A 22762-nucleotide genomic window follows, 5' to 3' on the forward strand; every position below is an offset into this window, starting at 1 on the left:
GGCCGCGTCGTCGTCGACGACGACCACACCGGCGATCCCGACGGCCTGGTCGGCACACCATCCGAGTCGATCAGCCCGGCGCGTGGGCCAGGAGGTAGCGGACCGCCGTCTCGCCCAGGTGGGCCACGAACGCGTCGTCGTCCAGCGGGGACGGCGTCGCGAAGGCCGGGCCGTACGCGACGCGGATCATCGTCGCGGCGAACACCGTGCCGAAGCAGGACCGGACCGCGGCCTCCGGTTCCGGGTGCGCGATGGCCTCCCCCGCCCGGAGGACCACGGCGGTGAAGCCGTCGCCGAGCTCCCGCGCGTACCGGTCGCCCCGCCGCTGCACCTCCTCGTGCGCCGCGGACAGCAGGACGATCGCCTTCAGGAACCGCTGGTGGCGGAGGGAGATGCCGACCATCTCGCCGACCGCGGCACGGACCAGGTCGGCGGGCGCCAGGCCGGCCCACCGGTCCCCGTCGGCGAAGACGCCCTGCTCGGCGCGCAACCGGCCGATCCCGTGCTCGTACACGGCCAGGAACAGCGCGTCCTTGCTCGTGGTGCGGGCGTAGATCGCCGTGGGCGCGACGGCGGCGCGCTCGCAGAGTGCCGCGATCGTGAAGGCCTCGTACCCGGCGTCCTCGAGGATCGCGACCCCCGCGTCGAGCACGCGGTTCCAGGCCTCGCGGCTGCGCTGCTGCTTGGGCGGGCGCACCTCGAGGTCGGCAGGCAGGACGGCGTCGGTCACGGCGTGATCCTTCCCCCTCCCGGCTCCCCGTGACGCCCCTTGACAGGAACGTGACGGGCACTACAGTCCCGGACTGACTGTAGTGCCCACTACGGTTTCCGCATCCCCCCGTCGAGGTGCCCGATGACCCGTTCCCCCGCCGGACGCGTCGCCGTCCTGGGCGCAGGCCCCGCCGGCATGGCCGCTGCCCTCGGCGCGCTCACGGCCGGCCACGACGCCGTCGTCTACGAGCGCTACCGCGAGGCCCGGCCGGCCGGCAACATCCTCAACCTGTGGCCGCCGCCGCTGAAGGCGCTGCGCGCGCTCGGGGTGAACACCACCGACCTCGGGGCGCCCACCCACTCCGAGTTCCGCAACATGCAGGGCAAGGTCCGCGTGGACGTGAAGCTCGACGAGGACGTGGAGCAGGCGTTCGGCGGGGGTTTCATCGGACTGCTCCGACCCGAGCTGTACGAGCGCATGCTCGCCGCCATCCCGCCGGGTGTCCTCCGGTTCGGACAGCAGGTCGACCGGATCGAGCAGGACGGCCGCGCGGTGACCCTGCACTTCGCCGACGGCACGACCGCCGAGCACGACGTCCTGGTGGGCGCGGACGGCATCGACTCCCTCGTCCGCCGCACGCTCTGGGGCGACGCCCCCAAGCGCGAGCACCGCCTCCACATCTTCGGCGGGTTCACGTTCGACGACGTCGCCGGCACCGTGCCGAACAGGTGCGTCCTCACCCACAGCCGGACCGTCCAGGGCAGCTGGACCTCCATCCGCCACAAGGGCCGCGACGGCCACCAGTGGTGGGTCCTCACGTCCACCGACCCGGACGCCCCGGCACCGGCCGACCTCAAGGCGGCGGCGACGGAGCTGGCCGCCGGCTTTCCCGCGCCGCTCCCGGGGCTGATCGCCGCGACCGAGCCGGAGAACGTCCAGCGCTGGGTGCTGCGCGACCGGCCGGCGCTGAGGCAGTGGTCGAAGGGGCGCGCCACGCTGGTGGGCGACGCCGCGCACCCCACGTCGCCCTACGCCGCCTACGGGGCCGGCATGTCGATCGAGGACGGCTACTTCCTCGGCGTCGCCCTCCGCGGCGTGGACCTCACCGACCTCGCGGTCGTGCGGCAGGCGCTGCAGTCCTACGAGGACCCGCGCAAGCCGCACACCGCCAAGCAGGTACAGATGGCCTACGTGCTGGGGAAGGTCTTCCACCACGCCCCGGCCCCACTGCGGCCGGTCCGCGACTTCGTGTTCGACCACACGTCGTTCCTGCAGAGGATGGCCGGCGACTCGAACCCCCGCGAGATCAACGAGCAGCTCGCGCTGATCGAGGGCTGAACCGTGCTGATCGTGATCGGCAGCGCCACGGCCGCGCCCGGACGTCGCGCCGAGCTGCTCGACGCCGCCAGGACGATGGCCGCCGCCACCCGTACCGACGGCGGTTGCCTGGCGTACTCCTTCGCCGCGGACCTGGAGGACGACGATCGGATCCTCAGCATCGAGGTGTGGGCGGACCGGGCCGCTCTGGACGAGCACATGACCCACGACCACACGCGGGAGTTCCTCCGGGTGGCGCCCGGCCTGGTGACCGGTGAACCGGTCATGTCCTTCCACGACGTCGCGGAGGCCGGACCCTCCGTGGGCCTCGCCCGTGCGAACGGCTCACGGGGCCGTCCGGCGGAACCCGCCGGACGGTAGGAAGGACCCATGACGCAGCCCTTCCCCACCCTCGCCGAGCTCGCCGCGGAGGAGCAGGAGCTCCAGCTCACCTCGTTCACCAACGAGGACGCCTGGGTGCTCGGCTGCGCGCTGGTGGCCGCCGCGCGCCGCGACGCCGCACCGGTCGCCGTCGAGATCACCCGCAACGGCCACCGGCTCTTCTCCGTGGCGCTCCCCGGGGCCACGCCGGACAACGCCTCCTGGATCGAGCGGAAGTCGCGGGTCGTGCACCGGTTCGGGCACAGCTCGCTCCACGTGCGCCAGGACAGCATCGAGCGGGGCACCACCTTCGAGGCAGAGTTCGGGCTGGACCCGCAGCTCTACGCGGCGCACGGCGGCGCCTTCCCGATGCTGGTCCGGGACGTCGGGGCGGTGGGCGTCGTCGCCGTCTCCGGCCTCCCCCAGCTGGAGGACCACCGGATGGTCACCGAGACGCTGCGGGAGCACCTCCGGCGGTGATCCCTCCCGGCCGTGACGCGGGAACGGGTCCGGTGGACCGCAGCGGTGGCGGCGTCCCGCCGTCCTCGGTGCCGCGGATCCAGGCGACGAGCAGCGCGAGGGCCGCGACGACGTAGACGATGCCGGCGGGGACCCACATGATCGCGCCGGCCAGCTGCTGGTCGGCCAGCGGCTCGAGGCCCCACACCTGGGTCGTCGTCGCGTAGCCGGAGTACCACGGGGTCCGGGCGAAGACGAGCAGCAGCGAGAGCAGCGCGCTCGACATCGACATCCCGAAGAGCAGCAGCACGCCCAGCCCGGCCGGGACCCGCGCCGCCCGGACGCCGACGACGGTCCGCCAGAACAGCACCCCGGTGACGAGGAAGGTCCCGTGCTCGGCAGCATGGATCACCGGGTTCTCCAGCGCCGCGTCGTAGAGCACGCCGGCGTGCCAGGCCCAGAGGGCCCCGACGTGCAGCAGCCAGGCCGGGACCGGGTGCCGGAGTGCGTGCACCCCGGCGGCCAGCCCCCGGCGTCGGCGCCACCGCAGGATCGCCTGGCGCACGACGTCCGGGCTGCCGCGCAGGAGCGTGCCGCCCGGTGCGCTCATGGCGAGCAACGGTGCGGCGACCAGGGTGAGCAGCAGGTGCTGGACCATGTGCGCCGACGCCAGCACGCCCCCCAGCGCGTCGACCGGTGACAGTAGCGCGACGGCGAGCGCGACGAGCCCGGCACCGAAGCACCTCGGCCGCCAGGCCTCGGCCGCCCTGTTCGAGGACCGGCCGCGCTGGTAGACCACGGCCGCCACCAGGAGACCCCCGAGGGTCAGCGGGTCGGCGTGCCACGCCCACCACAGGTCGTGGGGTGCCAGCGGTTCGTCGGCATGGGCCAGGATCACGCGCACGCCCCCAGGAACAGTGCGGGCAGTCCTACGAACAGCACGGTGGCCAGGCCCAGCAGGGAGAGGAGGAAGCCGCCGAAGGCGAGCGGCCGCCGGTCGACGAGCTCCTCGACGTCCGCCTCGGGGCGGGCGCGCCGCAGCGCCCGCCACCGGGCGTAGGCCCACCACGCGGTGGCCACGCAGGCCAGCGCGGCCACCACCGTCGCCACGAGCGTGACGACGGTCGGTACCGGCGGGTCGAAGGCGTCCAGCCCCGGTCCGTCGCCGGTGCAGCCGGCCTCCGTCACCAGGTAGACCAGCATGAAGTGGACGGAGCTGATCACCGGGCCGGCGAGGAAGACGACGACCGCCGTCACCGCCCGGGTGTCGACCGAGACGTCGACCGGGGCGGGCGTGCCGCCGCCGGCCGTGGCCGTCTCCTCCGGGGCGAGGGGTCGGGCCCGCCCGGGATCCGGGGTGGTCACGTCAGCACCGGCCCGAGGTAGAGGGTGCCGAAGCCGACCACCCAGATCACGGCCATGGCCACCCAGAAGCGGGCCACGTTCGCGATCGGGGCGTGCCGTCGATAGGTGTAGGTGCCCCGGGACGCCCAGAAGACCACCATCGTCAGCATGATGAGCGCGGCCGCCGCGACCACGAGCACGAAGCCGGCCAGGGTGTAGAAGATCGAGCCGTAGGCGTGGGCCGTCCACCCCACCTCGAGCTGCACCAGGTCGGTGACCTGGAGCGCCACCCCACCACCGGCGAGGACCAGCGCGCCGTACAGCCCGCCCCGGAAACCGCGCATGTCCCCTCCGGCGATCTGCCGGCGCGCGAACGGCACACCTGCCGCGCTCACCACGACGAGCGCCGCGGCGATCGACGCCTGGAGCAGCGGCGGGTCGCCGACGCCCGCCGCCGGCCACTGCGGGTTCTCCAGCCGGAGGTAGAAGTAGCTGAGCAGCAGGGCGGAGAAGGCCACCGCAACGAAGAGGATGGCGAGCAGGGTCCCGGTCCGCGCGACGATCACGCTGCCGTGGGCGTTCACCGGGACGCCGTACTCGCGCTCGAACTCGTCCTCCTCGTCCGGGGTCATCGGCGGGGGCTGCGGCCAGTTCCAGGCGATGACGGCGGCGATGATGATGAGCGCACCGACGCCGGCCCCCCACCGCAGCTTCACCAGCTCGCTCAGGAAGATCAGGACCACGCCCATCGCGGTGACCAGCGGCCAGATCGAGGGGTTGGAGACCCGGAACACCTCCACGGGGCGCGCGTCCGCCGTGCCCACCACCACCGCCGCCCGCCACTTCAGCGGCCACTGCCCGAGCCCGCGCACGAAGTGCATCAGCTGCGGGTCGCCCCGGTCGAGCCGCTCCTGATCCCACAGCGGGTGCCGGCTGCGCACGATCGGCAACTCCGTCCAGCTGTGCTGCTTGCCGGGTGACGGCAGCGCCCACTCCAGGGTGTCGGCGCCCCACGGGTTGGCCTCGGCCGGCTCCCCGCGCCGGATCGTGCGGACCACGTTCCACACGAAGATCCCGATGCCGGGCACGATGATGAGCACCCCGATCGTCGAGATCAGGTTGAAGATGTCCCAGCCCTGACCCGACGCGTAGGTGTAGACGCGGCGCGGCATCCCCATCAGACCGACCTGGTGCATGGGGAGGAAGGCGACGTTGACACCGGTGAACAGCAGCCAGAAGTTCCACTTGCCCAGCCGTTCGTCCAGCAGCTTGCCGGTGAACTTGGGGAACCAGTAGTAGACGCCGGCGAAGATCGGGAAGGCCACACCGCCGATCAGCACGTAGTGCAGGTGGCCGACCACGAAGTAGGTGTCGTGCGCCTGCAGGTCGAAGGGCACCGAGGCGACCATCACGCCGGTGATCCCGCCGATCACGAAGATGATGAGGAAGCCGATGGTGAAGAGGAACGGCGTCTTCCACACCGGCCGGCCGGCCCAGATGGTGGCCAGCCAGGAGAAGATCTGGACGCCCGCGGGGATGGAGATCGCCATGCTCGCCGCGGCGAAGAAGCTGAGCACCAGCGGCGGCAGCCCGACGGCGAACATGTGGTGCGCCCACAGCGCGAACGACAGGAACCCGATGCCGACCAGCGAGGCGACGAACCAGAGGTAGCCGACCGGACGGTGCCGGACGAAGACGGGGATGATCATCGCCACGACGCCGACCGCGGGGATGAACTGGATGTAGACCTCGGGGTGCCCGAAGATCCAGAAGAGGTGCTGCCACAGCAGCGAGCTGCCGCCCTGCTGCGGATCGAAGAACTGGGTGCCGAACCCGCGGTCGAGCTCCAGCAGGAGGCTGCCGATGATCAGCGGGGTGAAGGCGAAGAGGATCATGAACGCCATCACCAGGAACGCCCACGCGAACAGCGGCATCCGGGTGAGGGTCATGCCCGGCGCCCGCATCTTCAGGATGCCGATGATGATCTCGACGCCGGCGGCGATGGCGCCGACCTCCGCGACACCGAGCCCGAGGATCCAGAAGTCCACCGCGAGGTCCGGCGAGTACTCCGGCCCGGAGAGCGGCACGTAGGCGAACCAGCCGACGTCGGGCACCAGCTGGAACAGCGCGCTGCTGTAGTAGAGCAGCCCGCCGAACAGGAAGGTCCAGTAGGAGAAGGCGCCCAGACGCGGAAAGGGCATCTCCCGGCTGCCGAGCATCGACGGCAGGATGAGGATGGCGAAACCCTCGAAGATCGGCAGGATGACGAGGAACATAGTCACCGAGCCGTGGTTGGTGAACAGCTCGTTGTAGAACTGCGGGCTGACCAGCTCCTGCTCGGGGAACGCGAGCTGCAGCCGCATGACCAGCGAGTCGAAGCTGCCGCCGAGGAGCAGGAAGAAGAACCCGGTCAGCAGCAGGCGTTTGCCGACCAGGTCGTTCTGGACGCCGGTCAGCTGGCCGCGCAACCCCGGGGGGTCGTCCCACAGCCGGTCGAGCTCCTCGGCCGTCGCGGGGTCGGTGACCTCGGGGGTGTACCGCCCCGGGTCCCTGGCTCCGGTGCCTGCGCTCACTGCTGGCTCTCGATCCACGCCGCGAAGTCCTCGGGGCTCTCCGCGACGACGTGCACCTGCATCCTCGCGTGCTCCAACCCGCAGAACTCCGCGCAGGGGGCGCCCCACTCCCCCGGCTCGTCCGCCTGGAGCACGAGGACGTTCACGCCGTCGGGCAGCATGTCCATCTTGCCGCCGAGCTCCGGCACCCAGAAGCCGTGGATCACGTCCGCCGACGTCAGGTGGAACTCGACCGGCCGGCCGACCGGCAGGTGCAGCTCGTCGACCGTGGTGACCCCGGCGTCCGGGTAGGCGACCTCGAAGTACCACTGGTTACCGGTGACCTCGATGACCAGCGCTCCGGGCGGGGCGTCCTCGGCGAGCGTCCGCATCGCGGCGATCGTCGCGCCGAACACGACGACCAGGACGAGCACCGGCAGGACCACGCCACCGCCCACGATCCAGCGCCGCTCCGAGGGCGGCGCCTCCCCCTCGCGCCGGTGGCGGAACAGCCCGATCGCCAGCAGGACGGCGAAGAGGACGAACACGGCGACGCCCAGCCCGAGCATCAGCCACCAGGTGTCGGCGATCGACTCCGCCCGAGGGCCTTTCGGATCGAGGCTGCCGCTGCTGTCCCCGTTCACCGGCGGCCTGCCGCACCAGCAGACCGGCCGGCGCGCCCGGAGGGCGATGCGCGGACCGAGGACGGCGGCGAGCCACGCAGCACGCCGGCCGACGGAACACAGGTCATGCCGCCTCCACCAAGATCGGAGCCGCTCGACCGTATCGGGCGCAGGCCGTGGGAGCGACCTCAACCGGTGTCGACGCCTCCAGGTCCCCGGCGGGCCGCCGGCAGCGCGGGGTCTGCGGTCGCGTGCCCGTACGGCATCCGGGAGGGTGTGGATGATCTCGACGTCCCTGCCGTGGTGCGGACCGAGGCCGTGGCACGGCCTCGGCCGCGCCTCACCGGCCGCCCGTCCACGAGGAGCAGGTACATGCCCGAGCCCGCCGGAGAAGCCGCCACCCACCGGAAGGTCGTCGTGGTGACCGGTGCCAGCGGGGGGATCGGCCGGGCCACCGCGGTGGCCTTCGCCCGCCGGGGCGACGCGGTCGCACTGCTGGCCCGGGGCGAGACGGGGCTGGCCGCCGCCGCCGACGACGTCCGCACCGCCGGTGGCACGCCCCTGACGATCTCCGTGGACGTCAGCGATGCCGGCGCCGTCGAGGCGGCCGCCGACCGCGTGGAGGCCGAGCTCGGCCCGATCGACGTCTGGTGCAACGTCGCCTTCAGCACGGCGTTCGCACCGTTCGCCGAGATCACGGCCGACGAGTGGCGGCGGGTCACCGAGGTCACCTACCTCGGCTTCGTGCACGGCACGATGGCTGCGCTGCGCCGGATGCGCGCCCGCGACCGGGGCGCCGTCGTCCAGACGGGGTCGGCGCTGGGCTACCGCGGCATCCCGCTGCAGAGCGTGTACTGCGGTGCGAAGCACGCCATCAAGGGCTTCACCGAGGCGGTGCAGACCGAGCTGCGGCACGACGGCAGCAACGTGCACGTCACCCTGGTCAACCTGCCCGGGGTGAACACCCCGCAGTTCGACTGGGTGCTCAACAGGCTGCCGAAGCGGCCGCAACCGGTGGCGCCGGTGTACCAGCCCGAGTTCATGGCGCAGACCCTCGTGCACGCGAGCGAGCACCCGGGCCGCCGGGCGTGGTGGATCGGCATCCCGACCGTCTACACGATCCTCGGCAGCAGGTTCGCCCCGCAGCTCCTCGACCGCTATCTCGCCCGCACCGCCTACCAGGGCCAGCAGCGCGGTGAGGACGCCCGACCGGACGACCCGGTCAACCTGTGGGAACCGGCCGACGGCCCCGGCGGGCACGACTTCGGCGCGCGCGGCAGCTTCAGCGGGCGGGCCTGGAGCTCCGATCCGCAGGTCTGGGCGGGTCGGCACCACGGCGTGCTCGCCGCCGTCGGCGCCGGTCTGGCGGCGGCAGGTGCCGCCCTCCGGTGGCGGGCGTGAGACACCGGCCGGCCGGTTGATGCTTCGGACGGCGGCGCGCGGCCGCATCGAGGACTACGGCCTGATCGGCGACCTGCAGACCGCCGCACTGGTCGGACGGGACGGCTCCATCGACTGGTTGTGCCTGCCGCGCTTCGACTCGGCGGCCTGCTTCGCCGCCCTGCTCCACGACGAACGGGCCGGCCGGTGGCTGCTCGCCCCGACCGGCGAGGGCACCTGCCACCGGCGCCGGTACCGCGGGGACTCGCTCGTCCTCGAGACCGAGTGGACGACGGCCACCGGCACCGTCCGGGTCATCGACCTCATGCCCGTGCGCGGCGAGGCCGCCGACGTCGTGCGCGTGGTCGAGGGCGTCACCGGCCGGGTGCGGATGCGCACCGAGCTGCGGCTGCGGTTCGACTACGGGCACGTACCCCCGTGGCTGCGCAGGCAGGACGGTGACCTGGTCGCGATCGCCGGCCCGGACGCCGCGTGGCTGCGCACGCCGGTGCCGCTCGAGGACTCCGGAGGCGCCTGCAGGGCGGAGTTCGAGGTCAGCGCCGGCGAGCGGGTGCCGTTCGTGCTCACGCACGCCCCGTCCTACGCCGCACGGCCGCGGCCGGTGGAGGCCGACCGGGCGCTGGCGGACACCGAGACCTTCTGGGCCGACTGGATCGGCCGCTGCGACTACACCGGCCGCTGGCCGGGCGCCGTCCGCCGCTCGCTGCTGACGTTGAAGGCGCTGACCTACGCACCCACCGGCGGCATCGTCGCTGCGCCGACGACCTCGCTGCCGGAGGACCTCGGTGGCGTGCGCAACTGGGACTACCGCTACACCTGGCTGCGCGACGCCACGTTCACCCTCCAGGCCCTGCTCGGCACCGGGTACGTGCGCGAGGCCCGCGCCTGGCGGGACTGGCTGCTGCGCGCGGTCGCCGGGGACCCGGCCGACCTGCGGATCATGTACACCCTCGACGGGGCCCGGCGGATTCCCGAGCAGGAGCTGCCGTGGCTGGACGGGTACGAGGGATCGGCGCCGGTCCGCATCGGCAACGCCGCGGCCGGCCAGTTCCAGCTCGACGTGTGGGGCGAGGTCCTCGACGGGCTGCACCTGTCCCGCGAGGCCGGCCTGAGCACCATCGACGACGCCTGGCGGCTGCAGCGCGGGCTCCTGGACTTCCTCGAAGGCAACTGGGACCGGCCGGACAACGGGCTGTGGGAGGTCCGCGGCCCGCGCCGGCACTTCGTGCACAGCAAGGTCATGGCCTGGGCCGGTGTCCACAGCGCCGTCCAGGCCGTCGAGCGGCACGGCCTCGAGGGGCCGGTGGACCGGTGGAAGGCCCTGCGCGCGGAGATCCACACCGACGTCTGCACCCGGGGGTACGACGCCGCCCGCCGGACCTTCACCCAGTGCTACGGCTCCCCGGGCCTGGACGCGGCCCTGCTGCTGATCCCGCGGTTCGGGTTCCTCGACTGGCGGGACGAGCGGGTCGTCGGCACCGTCGAGGCCGTCCAGCGGGAGCTGACCGAGGACGGTCTGCTGCTGCGCTACCGGACGGACGCCGACGACGGGTCGGTGGACGGCCTGCCCGGGCGCGAGGGCACCTTCCTGGCCTGCAGCTTCTGGCTGGTCGACGCGCTGGCCGGCATCGGCCGTCCCGCGGAGGCCGAGCGGCTGTTCGAGCGGCTGCTCGGGCTGCGCAACGACCTGGGGCTGCTCGGCGAGGAGTACGACACCCGCACCGGCCGGCAGGTGGGCAACACCCCGCAGGCGTTCAGCCACGTCGGCCTGGTCAACGCGGCACGGCACCTCAGCGGCACCCCCGCCGCGGAGGAGGGCTCGGCCGGCCCCGGACAGTGACTGTGACGAACCCGTGACACGCCTGGAGGCCCTGTTTAGCCGCCCCCCCGAGGTGGCTAGGGCGCGACGAGACGTTGCCGCGCTCGACCCGTAACCGTGGAGGTCACCATGGCCCAGACCGTCGCCGACTACCTGCTCGCCCGCCTGCGGGAATGGGGCGTGCGCCAGGTCTTCGGCTACCCCGGGGACGGGATCAACGGCCTGCTCGCGGCCTGGGGGCGCGCGGACAACGACCCGCAGTTCGTGCAGGCCCGGCACGAGGAGATGGCGGCGTTCGAGGCGGTCGGCTTCGCGAAGTTCAGCGGCGGCTTCGGGGTCTGCGCGGCAACCAGCGGACCGGGGGCCATCCACCTGCTGAACGGCCTCTACGACGCCAAGCTCGACCACGTCCCGGTGGTCGCGATCGTCGGGCAGACCGAGCGCTCGGCCATGGGCGGCGGCTACCAGCAGGAGGTCGACCTGCTCAGCCTCTACAAGGACGTCTGCAGCGACTACGTGCAGATGTGCACCGTGCCCGAGCAGCTGCCCAACCTGATCGACCGGGCCATCCGCATCGCCGTCAGCGAGCGGGCTCCGACGGCGCTGATCTTCCCCTCCGACGTCCTCGAACTGGACTACGAGCCGCCCGGCCACCAGTTCAAGGAGGTGCCCTCCAGCCTGGGCATCGCCCCCTCGAAGCCGCAGCCCGACCCGGCCGCCGTCCGCCAGGCCGCCGACATCCTCAACGCCGGGGAGAAGGTCGCCCTCCTCGTCGGCCAGGGTGCCCGCGACTGCCAGGAGGAGCTGACGCAGGTCGCCGACCTGCTCGGCGCCGGTGCGGCCAAGGCGCTGCTCGGCAAGGACGTGCTGCCGGACACCGAACCGTGGGTCACCGGTGCCATCGGGCTGCTCGGCACCAAGCCCAGCTACGACATGATGATGGGCTGCGACACGCTGCTGACGGTCGGGTCGAACTTCCCGTACACCCAGTTCATGCCGGAGCTCGACCAGGCGCGAGCCATCCAGATCGACCGGTCCGGCAGCTGGATCGGCATGCGCTACCCGTACGAGCTCAACGTCGTGGGCGATTCGAAGGCGACGCTGCAGGCGCTCATCCCGCTGCTCCAGCGCAAGTCCGACCGCTCCTGGCGGCAGGGCATCGAGGACGGCGTCGCCGACTGGTGGCAGACCATGGAGCGGCGGGCGCTGACCGACGCCGACCCGGTCAACCCGATGCGGATCGTGCACGAGCTCTCCGAGCGGCTGCCGGCCAACGCGATCGTCACCAGCGACTCCGGCAGCGCCGCCAACTGGTACGCCCGGCACCTGAAGGTCCGCGGCGAGGTCAAGTGCTCGCTGTCGGGCACGCTGGCCACGATGGGCCCGGGCGTGCCCTATGCCATCGGCGCCAAGTGGGCGCACCCGGACCGGCCGGCCATCGCCCTGGTCGGCGACGGCGCCATGCAGATGAACGGGCTGGCCGAGCAGATCACCATCGCCCGGTACTACAAGGAGTGGTCCGACCCGCGGCTGGTCACCGCCGTCTTCCACAACGACGACCTCAACCAGGTCACCTGGGAGATGCGGGCGATGGAGGGCGCGCCGAAGTTCGCCGAGTCGCAGACCATCCCCGACATCGACTACGCCGCGTTCGCCCGCGGGCTCGGCCTGCAGGCCATCAACGTCGACAAGCCCGAGGACGTCGGACCGGCGTGGGAGGCGGCGCTGTCGGCCGACCGCCCGACGGTGCTCGACATCCGGTGCGACCCCGACGTCCCGCCGATCCCGCCGCACGCCACCTTCGAGCAGGCGATGGCCACCGCCAAGTCGGCGCTCAAGGGCGACGAGGACGCCGCCGGCTTCATCAAGCAGGGGGTCAAGCAGAAGGTGCAGGAGTTCCTGCCCGGCTCCAAGGGCGACGGCTGAGGAGCGGCCGGTGACCTCGGTCGACCTGCCCGCGCCCGTCGTCCGGCCACCGGAGGGCGCCGGTCCCGCGGCCGGCGTCGACGTCACCGCCCTGGAGCGCGACCTGCGTGCCCGGGTGGACGGCGAGGTGCGGTTCGACGCCGGATCCCGCGGCGCGTACAGCACCGACGCCTCCAACTACCGCCAGGTGCCGATCGGGGTGGTGGTCCCGAGCTCGGTGGACGCGGCCGCGGAGGCGGTGGCGGTCTGCCGGGACCACGGTGCCCCGGTGCTCTCGCGGGGCGGCGGGACGAGCCTGGCCGGGGAGTGCACCAACACCGCCGTCGTCCTGGACTTCTCCAAGTACTGCACCCGGCTGGTGTCGGTGGATCCCGAGGCGCGCACCTGCGTGGTGGAGCCGGGCATCGTGCTCGACCGGCTCAACGCGCAACTGGAGGAGCACGGGCTGGAGTTCGGCCCGGAGCCGGCGACGCACAACCACTGCACGATCGGCGGGATGATCGGCAACAACGCCTGCGGTGCGACGGCGCAGCGCACGGGCAAGGTCGTCGACAACATCGTGTCGCTGGACGTGCTGCTCTACGACGGCACCCGGATGACCGTCGGCGCCACCTCCGACGCGGAGTACGCCGCGATCGTGCAGGCCGGCGGGCGGCGGGGCGAGGTGTACCGGCAGCTGCGCGAGCTGGCCGACCGGTACGGCGAGCAGGTCCGGCGGCGCTACCCCGACATCCCCCGCCGCGTCTCGGGCTACAACCTGCAGGCGCTGCTGCCCGAGAAGGGCTTCGACCTCGCGCGGGCGCTGATCGGCTCCGAGAACACCCTCGTGACGGTGCTGCGCGCCGAGCTGCGGCTGGTGCCCGTCGTCGAGCACCGCGCGCTGGTGCTGCTGGGCTACCCCGACGTCGCCGCCTCGGCCCGCGACGTGCCGGCGATCGTCGAGCACCAGCCGATCGCCCTGGAGGGTCTGGACCGGCACCTGATCGGCTTCCAGCAGACCAAGGACCTGAACCCCGACACGCTGGCACTGCTGCCCGAGGGGCCGCGCGCCTGGCTGCTGGTCCAGTTCGGCGGCGAGACCCCCGACGAGGCCGGCGGGCGGGCCCGGGAGTTCGCCGAGCTCGCCGGCGGCTGGGAGAGCGGGCCCACGGCGACCGTGTTCGACCAGGGCGTGCACCAGGCCGACATCTGGAAGGTGCGGGAGGCGGGGCTGGGGGCCACCGCCCGCGTGCCCGGGCTGCCCGACGCCTGGCCCGGCTGGGAGGACTCCGCCGTCGACCCGGCCGACCTCGCCGACTACCTGACCGACCTGCAGCGGCTGTACGACGAGTTCGAGTTCGGCCCGGTCTCGCTCTACGGCCACTTCGGGCAGGGCTGCGTGCACACCCGCATCCCCTTCGACCTGCAGACCGCCGGCGGAGTACGGCGTTTCCGCGAGTTCATCGAACGGGCCGCCGACCTGGTGGTCTCCTACGGCGGGTCCTTCTCGGGGGAGCACGGGGACGGGCAGGCCCGCGGCGAGCTGCTGCCGAGGATGTTCGGCGACGAGCTGGTCGAGGCGTTCGGCCGGCTCAAGGCGGTCTTCGACCCCGGCAACCGGATGAACCCCGGCAAGGTCGTGGCCCCCTACCGGCTCGACGAGCACCTGCGGCTGGGCACCGACTACTCGCCCGCGCAGGTGGACACGCACTTCGCCTACCCGCACGACGACGGCAGTTTCGACCGGGCCGTGCTGCGCTGCGTCGGGGTGGGCCGGTGCCGGCGCGACGAGGGCGGGGTGATGTGCCCCTCGTACATGGTCACCCGCGAGGAGGAGCACTCCACGCGCGGCCGGGCCCGGCTGCTGTTCGAGATGCTGCAGGGCCACGCGGACTCGCCCATCGGCGACGGCTGGCGCTCGACAGCCGTCCGTGACTCCCTCGATCTCTGCCTGGCCTGCAAGGGCTGCAAGACCGACTGCCCGGTGAACGTGGACATGGCCACCTACAAGGCCGAGTTCCTGTCCCACCACTACGCCGGCCGGCTGCGTCCGATCGCCCACTACACGCTGGGCTGGCTGCCGCTGGTGGCGAGGGTGGCCGGCACGGCCCCTCGGGTGCTCAACGCCCTCACCCAGGCGCCGGGGCTCCGTCGGATCGCCACGGCCATCGGCGGTGTCGCGCCGGAGCGGGAGATCCCGCAGTTCGCCGACCAGACGTTCCAGGCCTGGTACGCGGCCCGCGAGCCGCGCGGCACGGGGCAGCGCGGCGAGGTGGTGCTGTGGCCCGACACGTTCAGCAACTCGTTCCAGCCGGGGCTGGCGAAGGCCGCCGTCGAGGTGCTCGAGGACGCCGGCTGGCGGGTCGTCGTCCCGACCGACGCCGTCTGCTGCGGCCTCACCTGGATCTCGACCGGTCAGCTGGACGTCGCCAAGCGGGTGCTGCGTCGCACGATCGACGTGCTGCGCCCGCACGTGCAGGCAGGGACCCTGGTGCTCGGGCTCGAGCCGTCGTGCACCGCGGTGTTCCGCTCCGACGCCGCCGAGCTGTACCCGGACGATCCCGACGTCCAGCGGCTGCGGCAGCAGACCGTGACGCTGGCCGAGCTGCTCACCGAGCACACCCCCGGCTGGGAGCCGCCACAGCTGCGCCGGCGCGCGGTCGTGCAGACGCACTGCCACCAGCACGCGGTCATGGGGTTCGACCGCGACGTCGAGCTCATGCAGCAGATGGGGATGGACGTCGACGTCCTCGACTCCGGCTGCTGCGGGCTGGCCGGGAACTTCGGGTTCGAGCGCGGCCACTACGACGTCTCGACGGCCTGCGCCGAACGGGTGCTGCTGCCCGAGCTCCGCAAGGCCGGCCCCGAGGACGTCGTGCTCGCCGACGGGTTCAGCTGCCGGATCCAGATCGAGCAGGGGGACGCCGGGGGCCGGGAGGGTGTGCACCTGGCCGAGGTGCTGGCCGCGGCGCTGCGCGGGGATGCCGCGCAGCCCGGCGAGCGGCCCGAGCGGACGTGGGCCGACCGGCCGTCGACCCCACGGGCGGCCTCGTGGGCGGCCCTGGGCACGGTGACCGCGGTCGGCCTCGGCACGGCCGGGGTGGCGATCCGGGCGCTGCGGCGATGACCGGTCCGTCGTCCACCCCGACGGTCGACGCCGTCGACGTCTCGGTCTTCGTCGTGCCCACCGAGGGGCCGGAGGCCGACGGCACCCTGACGTGGGACTCGACGACCTGCGTGCTGGTCCAGGTCTCCGGTGGCGGCCGGACCGGACTGGGCTGGACGTACGGACCGGCGGCGTGCGCGACGCTGATCACCGACGTCCTCGCCGACGTGGTCCGCGGACGGCCGGCGCCGGCCGTCCCGGCAGCCTGGGAGGCGATGGTGCGCCGGTGCCGCAACGCCGGCCGCCCCGGCCTGGTGTCCATGGCGGTCGCCGCGGTCGACACCGCCCTCTGGGACCTCGCCGCCCGGCTGCTGGACGTTCCGCTCGTCGTGCTCCTCGGCCAGGTGCACGACGACGTCGCCGTCTACGGCAGCGGGGGCTTCCCCACCTGGGACGAGGCCACGTCGGCCCGGCACCTCGAGCACTGGGTCGGCGACCTGGGCATGTCCGCCGTGAAGATCAAGATCGGCGAGTCGTGGGGGCAGCAGACCGGCCGGGACCTGGATCGGGTGCGCCGGGCGCGGGATGTGGTCGGCTCCGGCGTCGAGGTGTTCGTCGACGCCAACGGCGGATACACGCCCGGCCAGGCCCGCCGGGTCGGCCGTGCTCTGGACGACCTCGGCGTCACCTGGTTCGAGGAACCGGTGTCCAGCGACGACCTCGACGGGCTGGCCGGGCTGCGTGCTGTGCTGGACACCGACGTCGCCGCGGGCGAGTACGCCTACGACCTCGCCTACGTCCAGCGGATGTGCGTCGCCCGAGCCGTCGACTGCATGCAGCTCGACGTCACCCGCGTCGCCGGGATCACCGAGTTCCGGCGAGCGGCCGCGGTGGCGGCCGGCGCCGGCCTGGAGGTCAGCGCGCACTGCGCGCCGGCGCTGCACGCGCACGTCGCCGCGAGCGTGCCGAACCTGCGCCACGTCGAGCACTTCGTCGACCACGCCCGTCTGGAGCCGATGCTCTTCGACGGGGTCCCGGAGGTGCGTGGCGGACGCATGCGCTCGCAGACCGACCGTCCGGGGAACGGGCTGCGGCTGCGGCCCGATGCGGAGCGCTACCGGTCCGCATGACCAGCGACGCCGACGCCCCGTCCGATCCGACAGCACGCACACCCGCAGCAGGAGGGATCCCCCCGCCATGAAGGCCACCACGCTGACCGACGGCCCACCCGTGCAGCACGCACTCGTCTTCGAGACGGGCGAGGAGGTCGTGTCCGGCCTGACCGAGTGGGCGACCGGGCACGAGCTGCCGGGCAGCTCGTTCACCGCCATCGGCGCCTTCTCCGAGGCGACGCTGGGCTACTACGACCTCGACGGGCAGGAGTACGCCGAGATCCCCGTCGACGGCCAGGTCGAGGTGCTGACCCTGGCCGGGGACATCACGCTCGACGGGCAGGGCGGGTGGCAGGTGCACGGGCACGTGGTCTGCGGGCGGCGGGACGGTTCCACGGTCGGCGGCCACCTGCTGCGCGCCGTCGTCCGCCCGACCCTGGAGGTCGTGGTCACGGCCGGCGCCGCCCACCTGCAGCGCCGGCACGATCCCGCATCCGGGCTCGCGCTCATCGACCCGGCGGCAGGAGCCGGCTGATCACGCGGCTGCGCGCGTTCCCGGGCTGCGCCCGCGCGTTCTCCTCCGCGCCTGCCCTCGGGGTGATCGTTCGATCGCCTGCCCCGACCCGGCTCTTCGGCCGGTCCCACGCCGCTCGGGGGGCCCGGCCACCGCGCAGGCCATCGAGCGGCACGGGCTGTGCTCGCCGGGCACGCACCCGGCCATGGTGCGCGCAGGAGGGCCGTCAGCAGATCCGCGGCAGCTGCTCACCGACCGGCAGGTCCACCACGCGGGTACCTCCGAGCCCGGTTCGCGCGACGACCATCCCAGGGTGCGGCTCGACCACCGAACCGATGACGGCCGCTCCGGCACCCAGTGGGTGGGCGCGCATCGCGGCCAGGACCTGCTCGGCGTCCTGCGGCGGCACGAAGGCGACCAGCTTGCCCTCGTTGGCGACGTAGAACGGATCGAGCCCGAGGATGCTGCAGGCGTCGGCGACCTCCGCCGGCACCGGCACCTGCCGCTCGACGATCTCCACCCCCACGCCGGCCGTCCGGGCGATCTCGTTGAGCGAGGCAGCCAGCCCGCCGCGGGTCGGGTCCCGCAGCACGTGCACGTCCGCGCCCGTCTCCAGCATCGCCGCCACCAGACCGTGCAACGCCGCGGTGTCGCTGGTGACCGTGGTGCCGAACTCCAGCCCCTCCCGGCAGCTGAGCACGGCCACCCCGTGCACCCCGATGTCACCGCTGACCAGGATCGCGTCGCCGACCCGGGCGCGACCGGGTCGGATGTCCACCCCCTCGGGCACCAGCCCGATCCCCGCGGTGTTGATGTAGACGCCGTCGCCGTGACCGGCGTCGACGACCTTCGTGTCACCGGTGACCAGCCGGACCCCGGCCAGCTCGGCCGCCTTTCCGAGCGCTTGCGCCACCTGACCGAGTTCGGCCAGCGCCGTCCCCTCCTCGAGGATGAAGGCGGTCGACAGGAAGAGCGGCCGGGCACCGGACATCGCCAGGTCGTTCACCGTGCCGTTGACGGCGAGGTCCCCGATCGAGCCGCCGGGGAAGAACAGCGGGCGGACGACGAAGGAGTCGGTGGAGAACGCCACCCGGATGCCGGCGACGTCGAGGACGGCGGAGTCGGTGAGATCCCCCGTCGCGCCGAACGCCGGCAGGAACAGATGCTCGACCAGTTCGGCCGACATCGCTCCCCCGCCGCCGTGGCCCATGACGATGTTCGGAGAGTCGACCAGCGGCAGCGGGCAGGACCACGCAGCCAGGTCCGGACGCGCGTCGACGGCCGGCTCACCCACGGTTGTCCACCAGTTCCAGCCGCCGGTACTGGTAGTAGGCCGCGCAGGCCCCCTCGGAGGAGACCATCGTGGCACCCAGAGGGTTGCGCGGGGTGCACTCCTTGCCGAAGGCAGCGCACTCGTGCGGCTTGATCAGGCCCTGCAGCACCTCGCCGGAGCGGCAGATCGCCGATTCGTCGGTGTGGATGCCGCCGACGTCGAAGCGCGCCTCGGCGTCGTACTCCCGGTAGGCGTCCGACAGCCGCCAGCCGCTGGCCGGGATGACCCCGATCCCCCGCCAGGCACGGTCGGTGACCTCGAAGACGTCGCGCAGCATCGCCATCGCGGCCGGGTTGCCCTCCGCCGGCACCGCCCGCCGGTAGGCGTTCTCCAGCTCGTAGCGGCCGCTCTCCAACTGCAGGACCGCGAGGCGGATCCCTTCGAGCAGGTCCAGCGGCTCGAAGCCGGTCACCACGATCGGCACCCGGTACTTCTCCACCAGCGGCGGGTACTCCGCCGTGCCCATGACGCTGCACACGTGCCCGGCGCCCAGGAAGCCCTGCACCCGGCAGGACGGGGACTCCATGATCGCGGCGATCGCCGGCGGGACCAGCACGTGGCTCACCAGCAGCGAGAAGTTGGTCACGCCGAGCCGCTTGGCCTGGTACACCGTCATGGCGTTCGCCGGCGCCGTCGTCTCGAAACCGATGCCGAAGAAGACCACCTGGCGGTCGGGGTTGTCCCGGGCCAGCTGCAACGCGTCCAGCGGCGAGTAGACGACCCGCACGTCGCCACCGGCGCTCTTGACGCGGAAGAGGTCCGAGCTGCTGCCGGGCACCCGCAGCATGTCACCGAACGAGCAGAAGGTGACATCCGGGCGGGCGGCGATGTCCAGAGCCTTGTCGATCACCTCCAGCGGCGTGACGCAGACGGGGCACCCGGGGCCGTGGATCATCTCGATCTGGTCGGGCAGCAACTGGTCGATGCCGTGCCGGATGATCGAGTGCGTCTGCCCCCCGCAGACCTCCATGAGCGCCCAGCGCCGGGTGGTCACCGCCCGGATCTGGTCGAGCAGCCGGGCGGCCAGCTCGGGGTTGCTGAACTCCTCCAGATACTTCACGGCCGTACCTCCTCATCGGCCGGCACGCCGGCTTGCCGCGCGGCGGCGGTGAAGCCGTCGCCGAACTCCTCCTCGAGGATGCCGAGCTGCTCGAAGGCGGCCAGCGTCTCCCGCGCCGATGCCTCGTCGAGCTGCTGGATCGCGAAGCCCACGTGGACGATCACCCAGTCGTCCACCGCCACGTGGGGCACGTACTCCAGGCAGACCTCCTTGCGGACGCCGCCGAAGTCGACGTCGGCCATCAGGGTGTCGTCCCTCTCGTGCCGGGCGACGACCCGCCCCGGTACCGCAAGACACACGATCCTCACCTCGTCCCGGGGGCTGTCTCGGATGCACGGGATGCGACGAGCAGCTGCCCCAGGGCCAGCCCGCCGTCGTTCGGAGGCACCAGGCGGTGCCGCAGCACGGTGAAACCGTCCGCCGCCAGCGCCCGGCCGGTCGCCGAGAGCAGCAGCGCGTTCTGGAAGACACCGCCGGTCAGCCCGACGGCGGGCAGGCCCCGCTCGGCACGCAGCCGGCGGGCGAGGACGACGACCAGGCCGGCGACCGCGGCGTGGAAACGGGCCCCGATCACCCCGGCCGGCACCCCGGCCCGCACGTCCTCGACGACCGCACGGACGACCGGCCCCGGGTCCGCGACGACCGGTTCGCCGTCGACGACGCCGAACCGGTAACCCTGCTCACCCGGGGGGACGCAACGGGCCTGCGCCTCGAGCTCGATGGCTGCCTGCGCCTCGAAGTCCACGACGTGGCGGACCCCGGCCAGAGAGGCGACGGCGTCGAAGAGCCGGCCCATGCTGGAGGTGGGCACGCAGCCGAGCCCGGTCCGCAGCTGGTGCGCCAGCGCGAGACGTTCGCGGCCCGGGCAGGCCGCCACCGGGGGGAGGTCGTCGTCCCAGGGCACCCCGGCGGCGGCCAGGTGCGCCAGCGCCATCCGGTACGGGCGCTGCACGCTGGCGTCGCCGCCGGCCAGCGGTACGTAGCCCAGGTGGGCGAACCGGTCGAACCCCGCGTAGTCGGCGACCAGCACCTCACCCCCCCACACCGCACCGTCGGTCCCGTAGCCGGTGCCGTCGAAGGCCATCCCGACGACCGCCGCACTGCCGTCGTACCCGTGCTCGGCCATCAGCGCGGCGACGTGGGCGTGGTGGTGCTGCACCGTGTCCACCGGCCGTCCGGCCGCGTGCTCGTGCGCCCAGGCCCGGCTCCGGTAGCCGGGGTGGGCATCGGCGACCAGCCGCTGCGGCCGGACGCCGGTCAGCTCCTCCAGGTGGCGCTCGGCCGCGGTGGCGGCCTGCCAGGTGGCCAGGTCGTCCATGTCGCCGATGTGGCCGGACAGCCAGGCCCGCCGCCCGCTGCCGACGGCGCAGGCGTTCTTCAGGTCGGCGCCGACGGCGAGCGTCGGCGGCACGGAGACCGGCAGCGCCACCGGGAGCGGTGCGTAGCCACGGGATCGGCGGACGGGGACGACCTCGCCGTCCACCACCCGCAGCACGGAGTCGTCGCAGGGCACGTGGATCGGCCGGTCGTGCCGCAGCCATCCGTCGGCCAGCCCGGCCAGCCGGGTCAGCGCCTCGTCGTCGTCGGCGACGATCGGCTCCCCGCCGAGGTTGCCCGAGGTGAGCACGAGCGCGGCCGGGCCGGGGCCGTCCGGGCCGTCGCCGAGCAGCAGGTGGTGCAGTGGCGTGTAGGGCAGCAGCACACCGAGGTCGGGATTGCCGGGGGCGACCGCGTCGGCGACCTCGCCCGCGCCGGTACGGCGCGGGAGCAGCACGATCGGCCGGGCGCGGTCGGTGAGCAGCCGTGCGGCCGGCTCGTCGACGACGGTCAGCCGCTCGGCGGTGGCGAGGTCCCGCACCAGCACGGCGAACGGCTTGGCCCCCCGGTGCTTGCGCGCCCGCAGGGCGGCGACGGCGGCGTCGTCCCCGGCACGGCACGCCAGGTGGTACCCGCCGAGCCCCTTGACGGCGAGCACGCCGCCTCCGGCGAGCAACCGGCGGGCCGCGGCCAACGCGGGTTCGGTGCCGGTCACCGGCTCGCCCGCCGGCGCCACGAACTCCAGGCGGGGCCCGCAGTCCGGGCAGGCGATCGGCTGGGCGTGGAAGCGGCGGTCGGTCGGATCGCGGTACTCCCGGGCGCAGGCTGCGCACATCGGGAAACCGGCCATGGTGGTGTTCGCCCGGTCGTACGGCAGATCAGTGGTGATCGTGAACCGCGGGCCGCAGTGGGTGCAGGTGAGGAACGGGTGCCGGTAGCGCCGGTCGGCCGGGTCGCCCAGCTCGGCGAGGCAGTCGTCGCAGGTGGCCACGTCGGGGGACGCCAGGGTGCGGCCTGCCGACGAATGCGCCGAGGCGTCGATCCGGAAGCCGCTGTCGCCGCACGGCGGCACCGGTGTCTCCAGCACCCGTTCCACGACGGCCAGCGGTGGCGGCTCGGTGCGCAATCGTGCGGCGAAGGCGGCCACCGCGGTCGGCGTGCCCTCGACCTCGGCCACGACCCCGCCGCTGTCGTTGTGCACCGCTCCGGCCAGCCCGAGCTCGGTGGCCAGCGCATGCACGAAAGGCCGGAAACCCACGCCCTGGACGATGCCGTGGACGACGAACCTGCGGCGCGACCGGGCGGGACCGGGCACCGGCGCCGGACCGGACGGCCCGATCCGCACGCCGGTGACCACCCCGCTGTCCCGGTCGACAGCACCGCCGCACGCCGCCGCGGACGCGGGCGACGGACCACGGCTCACATCCGCTCGATCTTCACGTAGCGGACCAGCGCAGGGAACTCCTTCCACAGCAACCCGACGGCCACCACCAGCGGGAACAGCAGCACCCACTTCGGTATGTACATGGTCTCCTCCTGACCTCGGTGCCGCCCCCGTCCGGGCTCGTGCCGCGATCAACCGGGCGGCAGGTTGGGCATGATCGGCAGGATCGCGTCGTGCTTCTTCGGGTTGATCCCGGTGGAGCGGCGCGCGTCGGCCGTGCCGTCCGGATGGTGCCCGGTCTGACCCTCGTAGGGGCCGTGGTTGCCCTGCTTCACCCCCTTGGTGTGGGACCCCGTGTCGGGCCGGGCATCGGGTTTGCCGACCCGGATCCCGGCCGGCCTGTTCTCGGTCGTCATCGGCTTC

Annotated in this window: 19 protein-coding genes; 9 read left to right on the plus strand and 10 right to left on the minus strand. The window is 73.1% G+C overall.

From position 1 onward, the window contains the following. Positions 1-70 precede the first annotated feature (70 nt). On the minus strand, positions 71-730 hold the full coding sequence (locus tag QOZ88_RS03350) for a TetR/AcrR family transcriptional regulator (protein ID WP_305998379.1): 660 nt from the start codon (positions 728-730) through the stop codon (positions 71-73). Between the two features lie 123 nt (positions 731-853). Here QOZ88_RS03350 and QOZ88_RS03355 point away from each other — a divergent pair, with 123 nt between their 5' ends. The 3 genes from QOZ88_RS03355 to QOZ88_RS03365 are packed head-to-tail and all read left to right on the plus strand — an operon-like array spanning position 854 to position 2890. After that, on the plus strand, positions 854-2050 hold the full coding sequence (locus QOZ88_RS03355) for an FAD-dependent oxidoreductase (protein WP_305998380.1): 1197 nt from the start codon (positions 854-856) through the stop codon (positions 2048-2050). Positions 2051-2062: 12 nt separating this feature from the next. Beyond that, positions 2063-2410: a putative quinol monooxygenase gene (locus QOZ88_RS03360; protein WP_305998381.1), complete on the plus strand. Its 348-nt coding sequence runs from the start codon at positions 2063-2065 to the stop codon at positions 2408-2410. A gap of 9 nt (positions 2411-2419) precedes the next feature. Continuing rightward, the gene (locus tag QOZ88_RS03365) at positions 2420-2890 is read left to right on the plus strand and encodes a heme-degrading domain-containing protein (protein WP_091929516.1); all 471 of its coding nucleotides are present in this window, start codon (positions 2420-2422) and stop codon (positions 2888-2890) included. Here the strand turns inward: QOZ88_RS03365 and QOZ88_RS03370 are convergent. From QOZ88_RS03370 to coxB, 4 genes are read right to left on the minus strand one after another with little or no spacing between them, the layout of a single operon-like run. Beyond that, the gene (locus QOZ88_RS03370) at positions 2856-3773 is read right to left on the minus strand and encodes a cytochrome c oxidase assembly protein (protein WP_305998382.1); all 918 of its coding nucleotides are present in this window, start codon (positions 3771-3773) and stop codon (positions 2856-2858) included. The two genes, QOZ88_RS03365 and QOZ88_RS03370, sit on opposite strands and share 35 nt — an antisense overlap. Then, complete coding sequence (locus tag QOZ88_RS03375) at positions 3764-4234, minus strand: hypothetical protein (RefSeq protein WP_305998383.1); 471 nt, start codon at positions 4232-4234, stop codon at positions 3764-3766. The genes QOZ88_RS03370 and QOZ88_RS03375 overlap by 10 nt, the downstream gene beginning before the upstream one ends. Beyond that, positions 4231-6786 carry a cbb3-type cytochrome c oxidase subunit I gene (locus QOZ88_RS03380; protein ID WP_305998384.1) on the minus strand — a complete coding sequence of 852 codons (2556 nt, stop codon included), beginning with the start codon at positions 6784-6786 and terminating at the stop codon, positions 4231-4233. The genes QOZ88_RS03375 and QOZ88_RS03380 overlap by 4 nt, the downstream gene beginning before the upstream one ends. Beyond that, the gene (gene coxB, locus QOZ88_RS03385) at positions 6783-7409 is read right to left on the minus strand and encodes a cytochrome c oxidase subunit II (protein WP_305998385.1); all 627 of its coding nucleotides are present in this window, start codon (positions 7407-7409) and stop codon (positions 6783-6785) included. Before coxB ends, QOZ88_RS03380 begins: the two co-directional genes overlap by 4 nt. Positions 7410-7760: 351 nt before the next feature. On the opposite strand from coxB, the gene QOZ88_RS03390 reads away from it, so the two are divergent. From QOZ88_RS03390 to QOZ88_RS03415, 6 genes are all read left to right on the plus strand, one after another. Then, positions 7761-8789, plus strand: a complete 1029-nt coding sequence (locus QOZ88_RS03390) for an SDR family oxidoreductase (RefSeq protein ID WP_305998386.1) — start codon at positions 7761-7763, stop codon at positions 8787-8789. A gap of 19 nt (positions 8790-8808) precedes the next feature. Continuing rightward, the gene (locus tag QOZ88_RS03395; protein WP_305998387.1) at positions 8809-10629 is read left to right on the plus strand and encodes a glycoside hydrolase family 15 protein; all 1821 of its coding nucleotides are present in this window, start codon (positions 8809-8811) and stop codon (positions 10627-10629) included. A 108-nt stretch (positions 10630-10737) separates the two neighbouring features. Next, positions 10738-12534: a thiamine pyrophosphate-requiring protein gene (locus QOZ88_RS03400; protein ID WP_305998388.1), complete on the plus strand. Its 1797-nt coding sequence runs from the start codon at positions 10738-10740 to the stop codon at positions 12532-12534. A 10-nt stretch (positions 12535-12544) separates the two neighbouring features. Then, positions 12545-15640: an FAD-binding and (Fe-S)-binding domain-containing protein gene (locus tag QOZ88_RS03405; protein WP_305998389.1), complete on the plus strand. Its 3096-nt coding sequence runs from the start codon at positions 12545-12547 to the stop codon at positions 15638-15640. Further along, positions 15637-16749: an enolase C-terminal domain-like protein gene (locus QOZ88_RS03410; RefSeq protein WP_305998390.1), complete on the plus strand. Its 1113-nt coding sequence runs from the start codon at positions 15637-15639 to the stop codon at positions 16747-16749. Before QOZ88_RS03405 ends, QOZ88_RS03410 begins: the two co-directional genes overlap by 4 nt. A gap of 67 nt (positions 16750-16816) precedes the next feature. After that, entirely contained in the window at positions 16817-17266 is a 450-nt protein-coding gene (locus QOZ88_RS03415) for a PPC domain-containing DNA-binding protein (RefSeq protein WP_305998391.1), read from the plus strand. Positions 17267-17471: 205 nt separating this feature from the next. On the opposite strand, the gene hypE is transcribed toward QOZ88_RS03415, so the two are convergent. The 5 genes from hypE to QOZ88_RS03440 form a co-directional block, all read right to left on the minus strand. Then, on the minus strand, positions 17472-18539 hold the full coding sequence (gene hypE, locus QOZ88_RS03420; RefSeq protein ID WP_305998392.1) for a hydrogenase expression/formation protein HypE: 1068 nt from the start codon (positions 18537-18539) through the stop codon (positions 17472-17474). Then, positions 18532-19638 (minus strand): hydrogenase formation protein HypD, encoded by a 1107-nt coding sequence (hypD, locus tag QOZ88_RS03425; protein ID WP_305998393.1) that lies wholly within the window; start codon positions 19636-19638, stop codon positions 18532-18534. Before hypD ends, hypE begins: the two co-directional genes overlap by 8 nt. After that, on the minus strand, positions 19635-19937 hold the full coding sequence (locus QOZ88_RS03430; RefSeq protein WP_305998394.1) for a HypC/HybG/HupF family hydrogenase formation chaperone: 303 nt from the start codon (positions 19935-19937) through the stop codon (positions 19635-19637). The genes hypD and QOZ88_RS03430 overlap by 4 nt, the downstream gene beginning before the upstream one ends. A gap of 5 nt (positions 19938-19942) precedes the next feature. Then, positions 19943-22378: a carbamoyltransferase HypF gene (gene hypF / locus QOZ88_RS03435; RefSeq protein ID WP_305998395.1), complete on the minus strand. Its 2436-nt coding sequence runs from the start codon at positions 22376-22378 to the stop codon at positions 19943-19945. A 152-nt stretch (positions 22379-22530) separates the two neighbouring features. Next, a complete protein-coding gene (locus tag QOZ88_RS03440) occupies positions 22531-22755 on the minus strand; it encodes a hypothetical protein (protein WP_091929507.1) in 225 nt (74 codons plus the stop codon). Positions 22756-22762 lie beyond the last annotated feature (7 nt).

Origin of the sequence: Blastococcus carthaginiensis (assembly GCF_030731085.1) — a bacterium.
GTDB classification, from domain to species: Bacteria; Actinomycetota; Actinomycetes; order Mycobacteriales; family Geodermatophilaceae; genus Blastococcus; species Blastococcus carthaginiensis.